This window comes from Leifsonia sp. 71-9 (assembly GCF_001898805.1).
Lineage (GTDB): Bacteria > Actinomycetota > Actinomycetes > Actinomycetales > Microbacteriaceae > Leifsonia.
In genome coordinates, this window is record NZ_MKVJ01000020.1 from 240,458 (window position 1) to 254,870 (window position 14,413).

At 73.5% G+C, this 14,413-nt stretch carries 12 protein-coding genes; 6 read left to right on the forward strand and 6 right to left on the reverse strand.

What is annotated here, in order from left to right:
- Position 1: 1 nt before the first annotated feature.
- The 4 genes from BGO91_RS16165 to BGO91_RS16180 all read left to right on the forward strand — a co-directional run bounded on the left by BGO91_RS16165 (position 2) and on the right by BGO91_RS16180 (position 5,058).
- Positions 2-943 carry an ABC transporter permease gene (locus BGO91_RS16165; protein ID WP_290473746.1) on the forward strand — a complete coding sequence of 314 codons (942 nt, stop codon included), beginning with the start codon at positions 2-4 and terminating at the stop codon, positions 941-943.
- Positions 940-2,775: a dipeptide/oligopeptide/nickel ABC transporter permease/ATP-binding protein gene (locus BGO91_RS16170; protein WP_290473747.1), complete on the forward strand. Its 1,836-nt coding sequence runs from the start codon at positions 940-942 to the stop codon at positions 2,773-2,775. The genes BGO91_RS16165 and BGO91_RS16170 overlap by 4 nt, the downstream gene beginning before the upstream one ends.
- Complete coding sequence (locus BGO91_RS16175) at positions 2,772-3,620, forward strand: ATP-binding cassette domain-containing protein (protein ID WP_290473748.1); 849 nt, start codon at positions 2,772-2,774, stop codon at positions 3,618-3,620. The genes BGO91_RS16170 and BGO91_RS16175 overlap by 4 nt, the downstream gene beginning before the upstream one ends.
- 142 nt (positions 3,621-3,762) lie before the next feature.
- A complete protein-coding gene (locus tag BGO91_RS16180; protein WP_290473749.1) occupies positions 3,763-5,058 on the forward strand; it encodes a hypothetical protein in 1,296 nt (431 codons plus the stop codon).
- A gap of 457 nt (positions 5,059-5,515) precedes the next feature.
- Here the strand turns inward: BGO91_RS16180 and BGO91_RS16185 are convergent, their stop codons facing one another.
- Genes BGO91_RS16185 through BGO91_RS16205 form a run of 5 tightly spaced genes read right to left on the reverse strand, consistent with a single transcriptional unit; the run spans position 5,516 to position 10,891 of the window.
- A complete protein-coding gene (locus BGO91_RS16185; RefSeq protein WP_290473750.1) occupies positions 5,516-6,778 on the reverse strand; it encodes a multidrug effflux MFS transporter in 1,263 nt (420 codons plus the stop codon).
- Positions 6,775-7,755 carry an alpha/beta hydrolase gene (locus BGO91_RS16190; RefSeq protein WP_290473751.1) on the reverse strand — a complete coding sequence of 327 codons (981 nt, stop codon included), beginning with the start codon at positions 7,753-7,755 and terminating at the stop codon, positions 6,775-6,777. Before BGO91_RS16190 ends, BGO91_RS16185 begins: the two co-directional genes overlap by 4 nt.
- Positions 7,755-8,729 (reverse strand): alpha/beta hydrolase, encoded by a 975-nt coding sequence (locus tag BGO91_RS16195; RefSeq protein WP_290473752.1) that lies wholly within the window; start codon positions 8,727-8,729, stop codon positions 7,755-7,757. Before BGO91_RS16195 ends, BGO91_RS16190 begins: the two co-directional genes overlap by 1 nt.
- Positions 8,730-8,787: 58 nt before the next feature.
- On the reverse strand, positions 8,788-9,750 hold the full coding sequence (locus BGO91_RS16200) for an aldo/keto reductase (RefSeq protein ID WP_290473753.1): 963 nt from the start codon (positions 9,748-9,750) through the stop codon (positions 8,788-8,790).
- Between the two features lie 19 nt (positions 9,751-9,769).
- Complete coding sequence (locus BGO91_RS16205; protein ID WP_290473754.1) at positions 9,770-10,891, reverse strand: zinc-binding dehydrogenase; 1,122 nt, start codon at positions 10,889-10,891, stop codon at positions 9,770-9,772.
- Positions 10,892-11,004: 113 nt separating this feature from the next.
- Between BGO91_RS16205 and BGO91_RS16210 the strand changes: the two genes are divergently transcribed.
- Entirely contained in the window at positions 11,005-12,468 is a 1,464-nt protein-coding gene (locus BGO91_RS16210; protein ID WP_290473755.1) for an amidohydrolase family protein, read from the forward strand.
- 45 nt (positions 12,469-12,513) lie between these two features.
- On the opposite strand, the gene BGO91_RS16215 is transcribed toward BGO91_RS16210, so the two are convergent.
- Positions 12,514-13,266: an SDR family NAD(P)-dependent oxidoreductase gene (locus BGO91_RS16215; RefSeq protein WP_290473756.1), complete on the reverse strand. Its 753-nt coding sequence runs from the start codon at positions 13,264-13,266 to the stop codon at positions 12,514-12,516.
- A gap of 99 nt (positions 13,267-13,365) precedes the next feature.
- Between BGO91_RS16215 and BGO91_RS16220 the strand changes: the two genes are divergently transcribed.
- Positions 13,366-14,340 (forward strand): aldo/keto reductase, encoded by a 975-nt coding sequence (locus tag BGO91_RS16220; RefSeq protein ID WP_290473757.1) that lies wholly within the window; start codon positions 13,366-13,368, stop codon positions 14,338-14,340.
- Positions 14,341-14,413: the final 73 nt, after the last annotated feature.

Consider the following 14,413-nt stretch of genomic DNA (forward strand, 5'->3'; position numbering starts at 1 on the left):
CATGATCAGATTCACGGTCAAGAGGCTCGTCTCGGGCGTGATCCTCCTGGTCGCCGTCTCCGTCGGCACCTTCTTCCTCGCCCATCTCGCGATCGGCGACCCCACCGCCGGCCTGCTCGGCAGCGCGGCCACGCCCGCCCAGCAGGCGGCCCTCGCGGCCAAGATCGGCACGGACCGCCCGCTGCTCGTGCAGTTCTGGGACTGGGCGAGCCACGCCGCCGTCGGCGACTTCGGCACCTCCTGGCGCAACTTCCAGCCGGTCGGCGCCCAGATCGCCCTCAAGCTGCCGGTCACGCTCTCCGTCGTGACGGCGGCGACGCTGCTCTCCGCCGTGTTCGGCGCCCTCTTCGGGGTGGCGGCGGGCCTCCGCCCGGGCAGCATCCTGGACAAGGTCGTCAAGGCCGCGTCCGTCATCCTGTTCGCGCTCCCCGGCTTCTGGGTGAGCCTCGTGCTGGTGATCTGGTTCGCGGTCGACCTCAAGTGGTTCCCCGCCGTCGGCTACGTGCAGCCGGCGCTGAGCGTGGAGGGCTGGCTGCGGTCGATCACCCTCCCGGCCATCGCGCTGTCGCTCGGTGCGATCGTGATGATCGCCGAGCAGCTGCGCAACGCGATCATCTCCGCGAACAGCCAGGACTACGTGCGCACCCTGCGCAGCCGCGGCCTCTCGCAGCCGCGCGTGGTCGTGCACCTCGTGCGCAACGCGGCCCCGGCCGCCCTCACCGTGCTCGCCCTGATGTTCGTCGGCCTACTGGGCGGCGCGATCGTGGTGGAGCAGATCTTCTCCCTGCCGGGGATCGGCGCCCTCACCTCGGGCTCCTCCCAGAACGGCGACATCCCCATCCTGCTCGGCATCACGGTCGTCACGGTCATCTTCGTGGTGATCGTGAACTTCCTCCTCGACGTGGTGCTCGGCTGGATCAACCCGAAGGCGCGTGTGCAATGACGGCGACCGAAGTGATCATCGACCCGCGGGACTCCGCGAAGGCGGCGGCCACCCCGCGCCGCGGCTCCACGTTCGTGCGATTCCTGAAGCGCCCCGCCGGCGCGGTGTCGTTCGGGATCCTCGTGCTCGTGCTCCTCGTCGCGTTCTTCGCCCCGCTGCTGTCGCCGCACGACCCGAACTTCGTCGATCTCGCCCTCACCAAGGCGGCGCCGAGCGCGGCCCATCCGCTCGGTGGGGACAGCTCGGGCCGGGATGTGCTGAGCCGGCTGATCTGGGGCACCCAGTCCACCCTCTGGGGCGCGTTCGTGACCATCGTCGTCGCGCTCCTGGTCGGCGTGCCCGCCGGACTCGCGGCCGGATACTACGGCCGCGCCTTCGACCGCACCGCCACCTGGGTGAGCGACGCGCTCCAGGCCGTCCCCGGCATGATCATCCTGCTGATCGTCGCCGCGGGCACCCGCAACGACTTCACCGTGCTGATGGCGACGCTCGGCGTGTTCATGGCGCCCGGCTACTTCCGCCTCACCCGGTCGACCGTGCTGGCCGTGCGCAACGAGCCGTACGTGGATGCGGCGCGCGTCTCCGGCCTCGGCGACCTGCGGATCATGTCGCGCCACATCGTCAAGGCGGTCTACGCGCCCGTCATCATCCAGACCGCGCTGACCGCCGGGCTCGCGATGGGCATGCAGGCCGGTCTGCAGTTCCTCGGCATCGGCGGCGGCAAGACGCCCGGCTGGGGCGCGATGATGAACGAGGGCTTCCGCACCATGCTGACCAGCCCGCTGCTGCTGCTCTGGCCGTCGCTGGCGCTGGGCATCACGATCGCGGCGCTCGCGGTGCTCGGCTCGACGCTCGCCGACGTGGTCACGGTGAAGACCCCCGTCGCGCGTCGCCGGCGGCTGCGGCGGACATCCGGCGCGGAGCCGGCGGCCGTCACCACCTCCACCGGCGCGGTCGCCCACAAGTCCGTCGACTCGGCCGTGCAGATCACCGACCTGCGCGTCTCGTACGCGAAACCGGACGGCGGCGAGGTGGAGGTCGTGCACGGCATCACCCTCGACGTCGCGCCGGGCGAGGTGCTCGGCATCGTGGGGGAGTCCGGCTCCGGCAAGTCGCAGACCGTCTTCAGCATCCTGGACCTGCTGCCGGCCGGCGGCGCGTGCACGGCCGACGCCATCTGGATCGGCGGGCGCGACGTCACGCGGCTGGACCATCGCGACCGGCAGCGGCTGCTCGGCCACGAGGTCGGCTACATCCCGCAGGAGCCGATGTCGAACCTCGACCCGTCGTTCACCATCGGCTCGCAGCTGATGGAGCCGCTGCGCACCGTGCACAAGCTCTCCCGCGCCGAGGCCCGCGCCCGCGCGCTGGAGATGCTCGAGAAGGTCGGCATCGTCGATCCGCCGCGGGTCATGAAGTCGTACCCGCACCAGCTCTCCGGCGGCATGGCCCAGCGGGTGCTGATCGCCGGCGCCATCGCGGGCAAGCCGTCGGTGCTCGTGGCCGACGAGCCGACCACCGCACTCGACGTGACGGTGCAGGCGGAGGTGCTCGAGCTGCTGCGCGAGCTGCAGCAGGAGTACCAGATGGCGCTCGTCATCGTCACCCACAACTTCGGCGTCGTCGCCGACATCTGCGATCGCGTCGTGGTGATGCGCGACGGCGCGATCGTGGAGATCGGCGCCGTCGACCGGATCTTCGCCCAGCCCACCAGCGACTACACCCGCGAGCTCATCGCGGCCTCCCTCGACGGGGCCGAGAGCCGCGCCCAGCTGGATGCCGCTCAGGCGTCCGCGGGCACCTCCGACACGCGAAAGGCGGTGCTGGCATGACCGCCGCATCCACTCCGGCACACGGCACTCCACTGCTCCGGGCCGAGAACGTCGTCGTCGACTACGGTCAGCGGCGCGGCTCCTTCCGGGCACTCAAAGAGGTGTCGATCGAGGTCGGCGCGGGCGAGTGCGTCGGTCTGGTGGGGGAGTCGGGCTCGGGCAAGTCGACCCTCGGCAAGGCGATCCTCGGGCTCGTCCCGGTCACGAGCGGCACGATCGCGTTCGACGGGCGCGACATCACCCGGCTGAAGGGCGCCAAGCGGCGCGAGCTGGCGTCGAGCATCCAGGTCGTGTTCCAGGATCCGTACGGGTCGCTGAACCCGGCCATGACGATCGGGGAGATCCTCGCCGAGCCGCTGACGACCGCGGGCGCCGGGCGCAAGGAGGCCCGCGCGACCGTGCAGGAGATGCTCGACCGGGTGAAGCTGCCGGCGGCCGTCGTCGACCGGTACCCGAAGGAGTTCTCCGGCGGCCAGCGCCAGCGCATCGCGATCGCCCGGGCGCTCGTGCGCAAGCCGCGCCTGATCGTCTGCGACGAGCCGGTCAGCGCGCTCGACCTCACGACGCAGGCCACGATCATCGATCTGTTCATCGAGCTGCAGCGCGACACCGGCGTCTCCTATCTGTTCGTCTCGCACGACCTCGGCGTCGTGCGCCGCATCTGCCACCGTGTTGCGGTCATGTACCACGGCGAGATCGTGGAGACCGGCGACGGCGAGCAGATCACCCGCGAACCGCAGCATCCCTATTCGCGTCGGCTGCTCACCGCCTCGCCCATCGCCGATCCGGCGAAGCAGGCGGAGCGCCGGGCGGCCTGGCTGCGGCTGCGCGAGAGCGCGGCGTGATCTCCGAACGAGTGCCGGAAGGGCGATCACCGGGCCGCTAGGCTGTGCGGTGAGCGCCGCCTCCCGGGCGTGTCCTTCTCGCTGGGCCGCCGGGAGCCGCCGCCTCCCACCAGACCCGCCTCGCCCGACCCGAAGGATCCCCGTGCGTCGACGCCGCCTCCTCCCCGCCACCCTGTCCGTCCTCGGTGCCGCCGCGACCGCCGCGCTGCTGGCCGTCGCGCCGACCGCGGCCGTCGGGGCGCCCGCCTCGGTCTGCCTCACGGACTGCAGCGTCACGTTCGACACCCCCTCCACCGGCATCGTGGCGATCCCGGTCGGCGTCGCATCCGTGTCGGTGACCGTGGCCGGAGGCGCGGGTGCGCCCGTGGCCGCGCAGATCAGCCCCGATCCCGCCGGTGTCGGCGGCGCCGGAGGCAGCGCGACCATCGACCTGGGCGCGGCCTACGCCGGAAAGACCCTCGGCTACACGGTCGGCGGCGTCGGCGGCGGCAGTTCGATCTCCGCCGACGGCAGCACGCTCGCCATCGCCGGTGGTGGCGGCGGCGCGGGCTACGCGGGCCTCCTCACCCTGCCCGACCAGGTGTTCGCCTCCTACGCGGGAGGCGCGGGCGGCGCACCCGCCACGGCCGGCGTCACGCCCGGCGGTTCCGGCGCGGCCTTCGGCACCCTCCCGGCCAACGGGATCGGTGGCAGCACCGTCGGCGGCGCGGGAGGAACCGGTGTCGCTCCCGGAACCGCGGGACAGTCGCCCGCGGGCGGCCTCCCCGTGGCCGGCGGCACCGGCAGCACGATCGCGATCGGCGCCGTCGACCGCACCGGCGGCGCAGGCGGCGCCGGATACGCCGGAGGCGGTGCGGGCGGTGTCATGCGCAACGTGTCCAACGGCGATCTCGACATCGACGTCGTGGCCCCGGGAGGCGGCGGCTCCGGCTACCTCGCTCCCGGTCTGACCGCGACCGCGAACCCCGGCAACCCGGGCATCGCCGAGGTCACCGTCACCTGGTCGTACGCACCCGCCGCGACGACCACCTCGTCCGTCGTCGCATCCGTGCTGCCCGGCGCCACCGTCCCCGTGTCGGTGACGGGCCTGCCCGCCGGGGTCGCGTTCACCGCGACCTTCGACGGCACCACGGTGTTCTCCGGGACCTCCGACGCGAACGGCGCCGCCGCCTTCTCCTTCGTCCTGGCAAGCACGCAGCGCGCCGGCTCGTTCCCAGTGCAGATCGTCGTCGGCAGCGCCGTCGCCGCGAGCACCGCCCCGGTGACGGTCGCGGCGGTCGCGGCGACCGCCGTCGACCCGGCCGCTCCGGGAGCGGCGACCCTGGCGGCGACCGGCTCGAGCGTCCCGTGGATCATCGTCGTCGTGGCGGTCGTGCTGCTCGCGGGTGGCGCGGTGCTGCTGGTGATCCGGGCGCGCCGCGGACGCGACGCGGAGTAGCGGGCCCGGCCGTCGTCGGCCGTTCCGTGCATGCATTACCCGGCGTAGAAACCGTGGACCACGGTTCGGGCGGCGCTTATGATATTCGACTAACACATGTCGAATGTCAGAGACTCCACCCGCGCCGGCGGACGCAGCGCCAACCGCGTGGTGAAGTTTCTCGCTGAACTCCTCCGCTCCGAGGACTGGCGGCGCGCCCCCGCCCTCGTCACGTATCCCTTCGCCGCGTTCGTCGCTGTCGCGCTGCTGACCGTGGTCGTCCTGATCCTGCTCGGCTGGCCGGCTCCGGTCTGGCGTGGCGGCCTCGCCGTCCTGCTCGGCTGCACCGCGAGCGGGCTCGTCCGAGCAGCTCTGAAACGCCGCGTCGAGCCGCCGGGCCGCACCCCGCCTCCAGAGGCCGTGTGCGTCGGATTCGGCGGCACCGGGATTCCGTTCAGCCGCACATGCCCCCGGTGCTCTACCGCCCCACCGCCAGCAGCGGCCGCGCCGCCGAGAACGCACACACCCCGGCGATGGTCGCGGCGATCGCGATGGTGAGCGCCATGCTGAGGGCGGTCGTGCCGCCGAGCGCGGCGAACGGCCCGACGATGGGGCCGACGGTGAAGGTCACGGTGCCGAGCACGGCGGCGGCGGTGCCCGCGCGCATCCCGTGCCCGTTGAGCGCCAGCGCCGTGCCGTTCGGGCCGCCGACGCCGGAGGCGAAGAGGAAGCAGGCGAGGGCGGCCAGCACGCCCGCGACGCCCCAGCCGAGCAGCACCCCGGCCAGCAGCAGGAGGGCGGCCGCGACGGTGGAGACCTGCCCGATCAGGTACAGCCGGGCCGGCCCGAGGCGGCGGACGAGCACCCGGCTGAGTTGAGCGCCCGCCAGGTTGGCCAGGGCGTTGAGGGCGAAGAAGAGGCTGAACTGCTGCGGGCTGAGGCCGAACCCGTCCTGCAGCACGAAGCTCGACATCGAGAGGTACCCGAAGAACGCGGCGCCGCCGGCCGCCGCGGCGATGACGATGACGAGGAAGAGGCCGTCTCGCGAGAGGGCGCGGAAGTCGGCGGCCGTCCGACGCAGACCACCGCCGTGCCGCAGCCCCGGCGGCAGGGTCTCGCGCAGGCCCGTGAGCGCGAGGACGAACAGCGCGGCGCCGATCCCGGCGAGCACACCGAAGATCCCGCGCCAGTCGAGCACGAGCGCGAGCGCACCGCCGATGACGGGCGCGATGATCGGGGTGGAGGCGCTGACGAGCGCCAGCAGCGACAGCATCCTGGACAGCTCGACGCCGCTGTACATGTCGCGTGCGACCGCCATCGTGATGACGAGGCCGGCCGACCCCGCGAGTCCTTGAAGCAGACGGGCGACCAGGAGCACCTGGATGGTCGGGGCGAGGGCGCACACCAGCGACAGGATCGCGAACAGCGCGACCCCGACCAGCAGGGGTCGACGCCGCCCGAACCGGTCGGAGAGGGGACCGGCGACCAGCTGGCCGACGCCGAGGCCGACCATGCACACCGACATCGTGGCCTGGGCCAGGGCGTCGCTCGTGCCGAGACTGCCGGCGAGCTGGGGGAGCTGCGGGAGGTAGAGGTCCATCGAGAGCGGGCCGAACGCCTCCAGCACGCCGAGCACGAGGATGCTGCGTCGCACGCTCATCACGGGCCCGGCGGCACCGCCCGCACCGGCCCCACCGGCCCCGGAGCCGGCTCCCGCGGCGACGCCCGGCAGCCCGCTCACGGCAGCCGCAGCACGCGCCGCACCCAGCTGTCGCGGGCGTCGAGCGCGGCGCGGGACACGATCGCGTCCGGCGAGAAGCCGGAGAAGCCGTGGTACGCGCCCGACCAGACGTGCAGCTCGGCCTCGCCGCCCGTCGCCCAGATGCGGCTCGCGTAGTCGATCGACTCGTCCCGGAACACCTCGGCGGCGCCGACCTCGACGTACGCGGGCGGCAGGCCGGAGAGGTTCACGGCGCGCGCTGGAGCGGAGTACGGCGAGACCCGGTCGGTGAAGCGGTCGGAGCCGAGGATGGCGTCCCACGCGGTGTCGTTGTTGTTGCGGTCCCACGCGCCGATGCCGTCGTACTGACGGCTCGACGGCGTGCGGTTGCGGTCGTCGAGCATCGGGCAGTTCAGCAGCTGCCCGGCCAGAGCGGGGCCGCCGCGGTCGCGCGCCATCAGCGCGACGGCCGCGGAGAGTCCGCCGCCCGCGCTCGCTCCGGAGACGAGGAGGCGGGCGGGGTCGATGCCGAGCTCGTCGGCGTGCTCCGCCATCCACACCAGCGCCGCATAGCAGTCCTCGCCCGCGGCGGTTCCGGGATGCTCGGGGGAGAGCCGGTACTCGACGGCGACGCCCACGACGCCGTGCCGCACGGCCAGGTCGATGAGCTCGCCCGTCCCGAAGAAGCGCGTGCCGAGCACCTGCCCGCCGCCGTGGATGCCGAGCACGCCGGGTGCGCCGGCTGCGGCCTCCACGGGCCGGACGATCGTGACGGCCACGTCGGGTGCGCCCGTGGGACCGGGGACGACACGGTCCTCCCACGTGACGGGGACGCCGGCGACCTGCTGCTCGATGGGCGGGATGATCGTGGCGAAGTGCGCCCGGTTCGCCAGGATCGTGTCCTCCCGCAGCGGGATGCGCTCGACCAGGTCGAGGAAGGCGGCCAGCCCGGGCTCGAGCTCCCGGTCGTACGGCACGGGAGGCGGCGCGGTCGTCATCAGAGGCCCAGCACTCGGCGCAGCCACGAGAAGCGCGCGTCGAGCGCGGCCCGGGTCAGCTCGCTCGCGGGGGCGTACATGTCGAAGCCGTGGAAGCCTCCCGACCACACGTGCAGCTCGGCCGCGCCGCCGACCGCCCAGATGCGGGAGGCGTACTCCACGTCCTCGTCGCGGAACGGCTCGGCCGCGCCCACCTCGATGTAGGCGTGCGGGAGGCCGGAGAGGTCGTCCGCGCGGGTCGGCGCGGCGTAGGCGGGCGCGTCGGCGCTGAACGCCAGCTGCTCGCCCAGCACGCACTCCCACGCGAGCAGGTTCGCCTCCCGCGTCCAGGTGCCGATCCCGGCGTACTGCCGGCTGGAGACGGTCGTGTTGGTGTTGTCGATCATCGGGCACAGGAGCAGCTGGCCCGCGAGCGCAGGGCCGCCGCGGTCGCGGGCGAGCAGCGAGATCGCGGCGGCGAACCCGCCTCCCGCGCTGCCGCCCATGACGACAATACGGTCGGGATCCGCGCCGAGCTCGCGGGCGTTCGCGGCGAGCCAGACCAGCCCGGCGTAGCAGTCCTCCACACCCGCCGGGTACGGGTCCTCGGGGGCGAGGCGGTACTCGACGTTCACGGCGATCACCCCGAGCTCGTCGACGAGCTGCACCAGGCGGCCCGTCTCCCAGCTGCGGTGCCCGACGATCATGCCGCCGCCGTGGATGTTGTAGAGCACGGGCAGCGCCGGCTTCGTCGCGTCGTGGCCGCGCGGCGTCAGCACCGTGATCTCGAGGTCGGGCGCACCGGCGGGGCCGGGGATGACGCGGTCGTGCGCGTCGATCGGGAGGTCGCCGATGACCTCCTCCGCGCTCGGGAAGGCCGTGGCCGCCCCGTCGCGGGTGAGGGGGATGGTCTCGCGGCTGAGCGCGGGCTGCGGGTCGGCGGCCATCGCGTCGAGCACGGGGGCGATGTCGGGGTCGAACGGGACGGGGATCATCGGGGACTCCTCAGCGGTGGTGGGTGGATGGAGGGTGGGGAGCGGTCGTCTCGCGGCCTCAGGGGCCTTCGGGGTCGACCGCATCCTTGTCGGCCCAGAACGGCGCCACCCGCTCGCGGATGACGTCGGCGCCGATCGTCTCGAGCAGCGCGACGGCCTCGAGGTTCGCCTGCACCTGCTCCAGCCGGCTCGCGCCGAACAGGGTGGTGGCCGTGGCGGGATGCGTGAGGGTGAACGCGACGGCGAGCTGCGCCGGGGTCGTCCCCAGCTCGTCCGCCAGCGCGACGAAGGCGGGAACGTCGGCGACGATGCGCTCGCGTACCGCTCCCGGGTCGCGGCCGACCTCTCGGCCCGGCGTGGTGTTGCCGGCCAGGATGCCGCCCTCCATCACGTCCGACGCCTGCATCGAGAGGCCCTGCTCCCAGAGCCGGGCGAAGGGGGCGCCGTCGGGAATGGAGCGGCGTGCGACGCTGTACTTGAGCTGCGCCAGCTGCGGCCCGGGAACGCCCTCGGCCGCCGCGATGTCGATGAGCGCCTGGATGTTCGCCGCCGACCAGTTGTTGACGCCCCAGGCGCGGATGAGCCCGGCCTCGGCGAGCTGCGCCAGGTCGAGCACGAGGTCGCGCAGCTCGAGGTCGTCGCGCCGCAGGTCGCCGAGGATGACGAGATCCGCGTGCTCGCTGCCGACGCGGAAGAGGGCGTGCTCCAGCTGCGGTCGGAAGCCTCCCTCGCCGAAGCCCTCGAGCCAGAGCTTCTCCGAGAGCAGGTAGCGCTCGCGGGGGATGCCGGCGGCGCGCACGATCGCCGAGAACAGCACGTCGGTGAAGACGGGCGGCTGCATGCCGCGGAAGCCGTAGACGCCGACGTCGAACAGGTTCACGCCGTGCTCGACCGCGAACGAGACCATGTCGACGGCGTCGGCGAAGTCCATCCGGTCGTAGGTGTGCCAGGAGCCGAGCGCGAGCACGCTCGCCTCCAGGCCGGAGGTGCCGATGGGGCGGGTTGGGATGCGGGAGGTCACGCTGCTGCTCCTTCTGCGCTCAGCCGAGGCGCGGGTCGATGACGGCTTTGATCTCGCCGAGGGCGGCCATGGTCGCGATGCGGTCGGACGCCTCGGCGAGGCCGACCGGGGCGCTGAACAGGTCGTCCCACGGCATCCGGTCGGCGAAGACGCGGAAGAAGTCGACGGCGCGGGCGTAGTCGCCGATGTCGCCGTTGAGGGAGCCGACGACGGTGAGCTCCTTGCCCATGATCGCGCTGAGCGCGACGGGGTCGCCGACCGGTCCGGTCGAGCCGACGACGACGAAGGTGCCGCGGGTGGCGGCCATCGCGACGGCCTCGGGCCCCACGCTGCGCGCCCCGGCGAAGTCGAGCACGAGGTCCGCCCCCGCGCCGTCGGTCAGCGCGAGGACGCGCTCGATGGTCGCCTCCGAGCCGCCGGCGATGTCGACGACCTCGTCGGCCCCGAAGCGGCGCGCCGCCGCGAGCCGGTCGGCCGGAGCGCCCACCGTGATGACCTGGCCCGCGCCCGAGAGGTGCGCGACGGCCGTCGCGAAGATGCCGAGCGCCCCCGAGCCCTGCACGACCACGCGCGAACCGGGGCGCACGCCGCCGGCGCGGGAGAAGGCGCGCAGCACGGTCTTGGCCGCGCAGCCCGCCATCGACGCCCAGGTGTCCTTGACCTCGGGAGGCAGGAGCAGCTTGGCGGCGCCGGGCACGACGTAGGCGTGGTCGGCCAGCCCCGCGGTCGCGTAGGGCGGAACGTCGGAGCGCTGCAGGAACCCGTAGCCGCGGCGCGAGCAGTGGACCGGCTCGCGCAGCACGGTGCAGCCGAAGCACTCGCCGCAGGTCGACTCGGACCAGCCGATGCGGTCGCCGACGGCGATCGGGCGGCCGAGGGCGTCGCGCGTGCCCTCGCCGACGGCGACCACCTCGCCGACCATCTCGTGCCCGAGCACGAGCGGCAGCATCCCGGGGAAGGTCATCGCGCCCGACCAGATCTCGATGTCGGTGCCGCAGAGCGTGGCGCACGAGATGCGGACCAGCGCCGCACCGGGCTCGATCGTCTCCGGGAGGGGGAGGGTCTGCAGCGCGAGCGGCTCGCCGTGCGCGGTGAGGACGGCGGCGCGGGTGGTGCGCGGGACAGTCAGGGGGATCGTCATCGATTGCTCCGGATCTCGACGCGCGGATGTCGTCGGTGTGGGTTATTCTACATACGTTGACCAAAATCGGAAGAGGGCATCCCGCCTCCCTCCGGTCGTCTCGAGGAGGAGCCGTGCAGCCAGCAGCCACCCCCGACCGCAGCGCGGACCTCGTCCTGCGCGGCGGCGTCGTCCATGCGCTCGACGACGCGGGCACCACCGGCCAAGCCATCGCCGTGCGGCATGGCCGCGTGCTGCGCGTGGGCACCGACGCCGAGGTCGCCGAGACGATCGTCCGCGGCACGCGCGTCATCGACCTCGACGGCCGCGCCGTGCTCCCGGGCATCAACGACTCGCACCTGCACGCGGCCTGGCTCGGCGCGATGTGGCCGCAGACGGTGTTCGGGCCGGGCGCCGCGGCCGACGCGGACGCGCCCGGTGCGGCCGCTCCCGATGGGCACGACTCCGCCGGCATCGAAACGACCGGTGACCCGCACGACACCTCCGGCGCGTCCCCGCTGCTCACCACGCACGACGAGCGCCGCGCGGCGATCCTGCGCGCGGGCGAGCTGGTCGCCTCCCTCGGCATCACCAGCTACACCGAGCCCGGCCTCGGCCCCGGCGAGGACGACGGCCCGACCGGCTGCTTCGGCCAGGACGTCTTCGAGGCCTACGCCGAGCTGGAGGCCGAGCGCGCCCTCACCGCGCGCGTCACCGTCCTGGGGCTGTTCGGGGTGCTCGACGGCCCGAGCTCCCTGCGCGACGTGCTCGCCGGTCTGCCGGACCTGCGGCACGAGACCGCCCGGCCCAGCCGGCTGCGGATCGCCGGCGTCAAGATCTTCGCCGACGGCATCCCGCCGATGCACCAGGCGTGGACGCACCGGCGGTACCCCGACGGCACGCAGGGCGGCCTCCTCATCGACGGCGCCGACCCCGACGAGCGCGCCGCGGCCCTGCGCCGGATGATCCGGGAGGCCAACCGGCTCGGCCTGCAGGTCGGCGTGCACGCGACCGGCGACCGCACCATCGACACCGTCGTCGAGGCCGTCGAGGAGGCGCTCGCGCAGACCAGGACCGACCTCGGCCACTACATCATCCACGGCGACCTCGTGAGCCCCGACGCCCTCGCCCGCATGGCCCGCCTCGGCATGGGGCTCAACGTGCAGGCGGGGATCGCCGCGCACACCGCCTCCTGGGTCGCCGCCGTGCTCGGCGACGAGGTCGCGGCCTCCGCGTGGCCGATCCGGGCGGCGTGGGAGGCCGGGGTGCCGGTGTCGCTCAGCTCGGACGCGCCCATCCTCGCCCCCGACTGGCGGCAGGGGATCGCCGACGCCGACGCCTGGATCGGGGCACCCGCGCCCGGCGAGGAGCGCGACCGCATGCTCGCCCTCCTGCGGGCGTACACCACGGTGCCCGCGCTGCAGGACGGCGCCGCGGCCTGGAAGGGCTCGCTCGCGCCGCGCAAGGCGGCGGATCTCTGCGTGCTGGAGGCGGACCCGCTCACCCTCGCGCCGGCCGAGCTGCCCTCCGTCGGCGTCGACCTCACCGTGGTCGACGGCGATGTCGTGTTCGAGCGGGTGCCGGTCTCGTCGGTGTGAGCCGGGTCGAGGGGAGGGCCGCCCGGCCGAGCGGGCGGCCTCGCCTCAGACCAGCAGCTGCCCGCCGTCGACCGCGAGGCTGACTCCGGTGATGTGCGCCGCGTCCGCCCCGGCGAGGAACACCACGGCCGGGGCGATGTCGTCGACCTCCGCCAGGCGGCCGAGCGGGATGCGCGACGACCAGGCGGCGCGCTCCGGCGAGCCCTCGGGCATCCCGAGCTGCAGCATCGGCGTGAGCACCGGACCGGGCGCGACGGCGTTGACGCGGATCCCGTCGGAGGCCAGCTCGATCGCGGCCCAGCGCGTGAGGGAGTCGACGGCGGCCTTGCTCGACTCGTAGGCGCCCATGCCCGGGGTCGGCTGGCGGCCGCCGATCGACGAGATGTTGACGATGGAGCCGCGCGTGCCGGCGGCGGTCATGTGGCGCGCGACGGCCTGGGTCACGGTGAAGGTGCCGAGGATGTTGACGCGCACGATGAGGTCGTAGTCGCTCGCCGCGAGCTCGGTCAGGCGGCCGTGCACCGAGAGCACGCCGGCGTTGTTGACGAGCACGTCGACCGGACCGTGGTCGGCGGCGACCTGGTCGACCATCGCCGCGACGGCCTCCGGATCGGTGATGTCGACCGCCACCGCCGCGACACCGAGGTCGCTCGCGGCGGCGGCGACCGCGTCGGCGTCGACGTCGGCCAGCACGACGCGGTCGCCGAGCTCGGCGAACGCGCGGCCGATGCCGCGGCCGATGCCGCCGGCGCCGCCGGTGACGACGACGGTGCGGGCGGGGGAGGGGGATGCGGTCATGGTGGGGCCTCTCTGCTCCTGGCCGCGCGGTCGCGGCGCGTGGTTATATTATACGAGTGTAGAAAAACCGACATCGCCCGCTCGACGCAAGGAGGCCTCGTGCCCGAGACCGGAACCATCCCCACCCGCCCGCTCGGCCCGAACGGCCCCGAGGTTCCCGTGTTCTCCCTCGGCTCCTGGAACACCTGGGATCGCATGGAGCCGGACGACGCCGTCGTGCTCATCCACCGCGCCCACGAGGTCGGCGCCGCCTTCTTCGACGTCGCGCACTACAACATGGGGCCGCACGCCGAGAACGCCCGCACCGACCTGCTGTTCGGCGAGGCCGTGCGTGCCGCCGGGCTGGCGCGCGAGGACTACCTCCTCTGCGGCAAGCTCTGGCTCTGGGAGTACCCGCAGACCTCCTTCGCCGATCAGCTCGCCGTCTCCCTGGATCGCATCGGGGTGGACCGCGCCGATCTCGTCGTCGTCGGCGACTACTTCGGGGAGGTGGATGTGCGCCGGATCGTCCGCGACGTCGCCGCGGAGATCGCGAAGGGCCGCTTCGACTCCTGGGGCGTCAACAACTGGCTGATTGGGGATGTGCGCCTCGCTCTCGACGTCGCGGAGGAGGAGGGGCTCACCCCGCCGACCTTCGCGCAGCTCAAGTACGGCCTCGTCCGCCGCTCGATGGCGGAGGGGGACCCCTACGGCGCGCTCTTCGCCGACGGACGGCTGGCGCTGCAGGCGTCCGACGTCTTCGAGGGCGGCATCCTGGCCGGCAAGCTCGCCCCCGCCCGCAAGATCGGCGCCGACGTCGGCGGGATCCGCGAGCGCATCGTCGCCGCCTATCCCGAGGTGGAGCGCATCGCCGCCTCCCTCGGCGCCACGCCGACGCAGCTCGGCCTCGCGTTCGTGCTGACGCATCCCGCCGCCGCCAACGTGCTCTTCGGCGTCAGCCGGCTCGACCAGTTCGAGGACAATCTGGGCGCGCTGGCCCTGCTCGACCGTGTCGGCGCCGACGCCATCCGCGAGCGCACCGCGCACCTCTGGCTCGATCGCGACGTCGCCCCCGACGGCACCTGGGCCCCGTAGCCCCCGCGCGATTTGGCCCAAATGTCGCGAATAGGGGCGCTATTCACGACATTTGGGCCAAATCTGGGCGGGG

Excerpts from the sequence above, each read along its gene's own strand:
- BGO91_RS16175 (WP_290473748.1), top strand. The coding sequence starts at position 2,772 with ATGACCGCCGCATCCACTCCGGCACACGGCACTCCACTGCTCCGGGCC.
- BGO91_RS16195 (WP_290473752.1), bottom strand. The coding sequence starts at position 8,729 with ATGATCCCCGTCCCGTTCGACCCCGACATCGCCCCCGTGCTCGACGCG.
- BGO91_RS16215 (WP_290473756.1), bottom strand. The coding sequence starts at position 13,266 with ATGACCGCATCCCCCTCCCCCGCCCGCACCGTCGTCGTCACCGGCGGC.
- BGO91_RS16205 (WP_290473754.1), bottom strand. The coding sequence starts at position 10,891 with ATGACGATCCCCCTGACTGTCCCGCGCACCACCCGCGCCGCCGTCCTC.
- BGO91_RS16165 (WP_290473746.1), top strand. The coding sequence starts at position 2 with ATGATCAGATTCACGGTCAAGAGGCTCGTCTCGGGCGTGATCCTCCTG.
- BGO91_RS16190 (WP_290473751.1), bottom strand. The coding sequence starts at position 7,755 with ATGACGACCGCGCCGCCTCCCGTGCCGTACGACCGGGAGCTCGAGCCC.
- BGO91_RS16170 (WP_290473747.1), top strand. The coding sequence starts at position 940 with ATGACGGCGACCGAAGTGATCATCGACCCGCGGGACTCCGCGAAGGCG.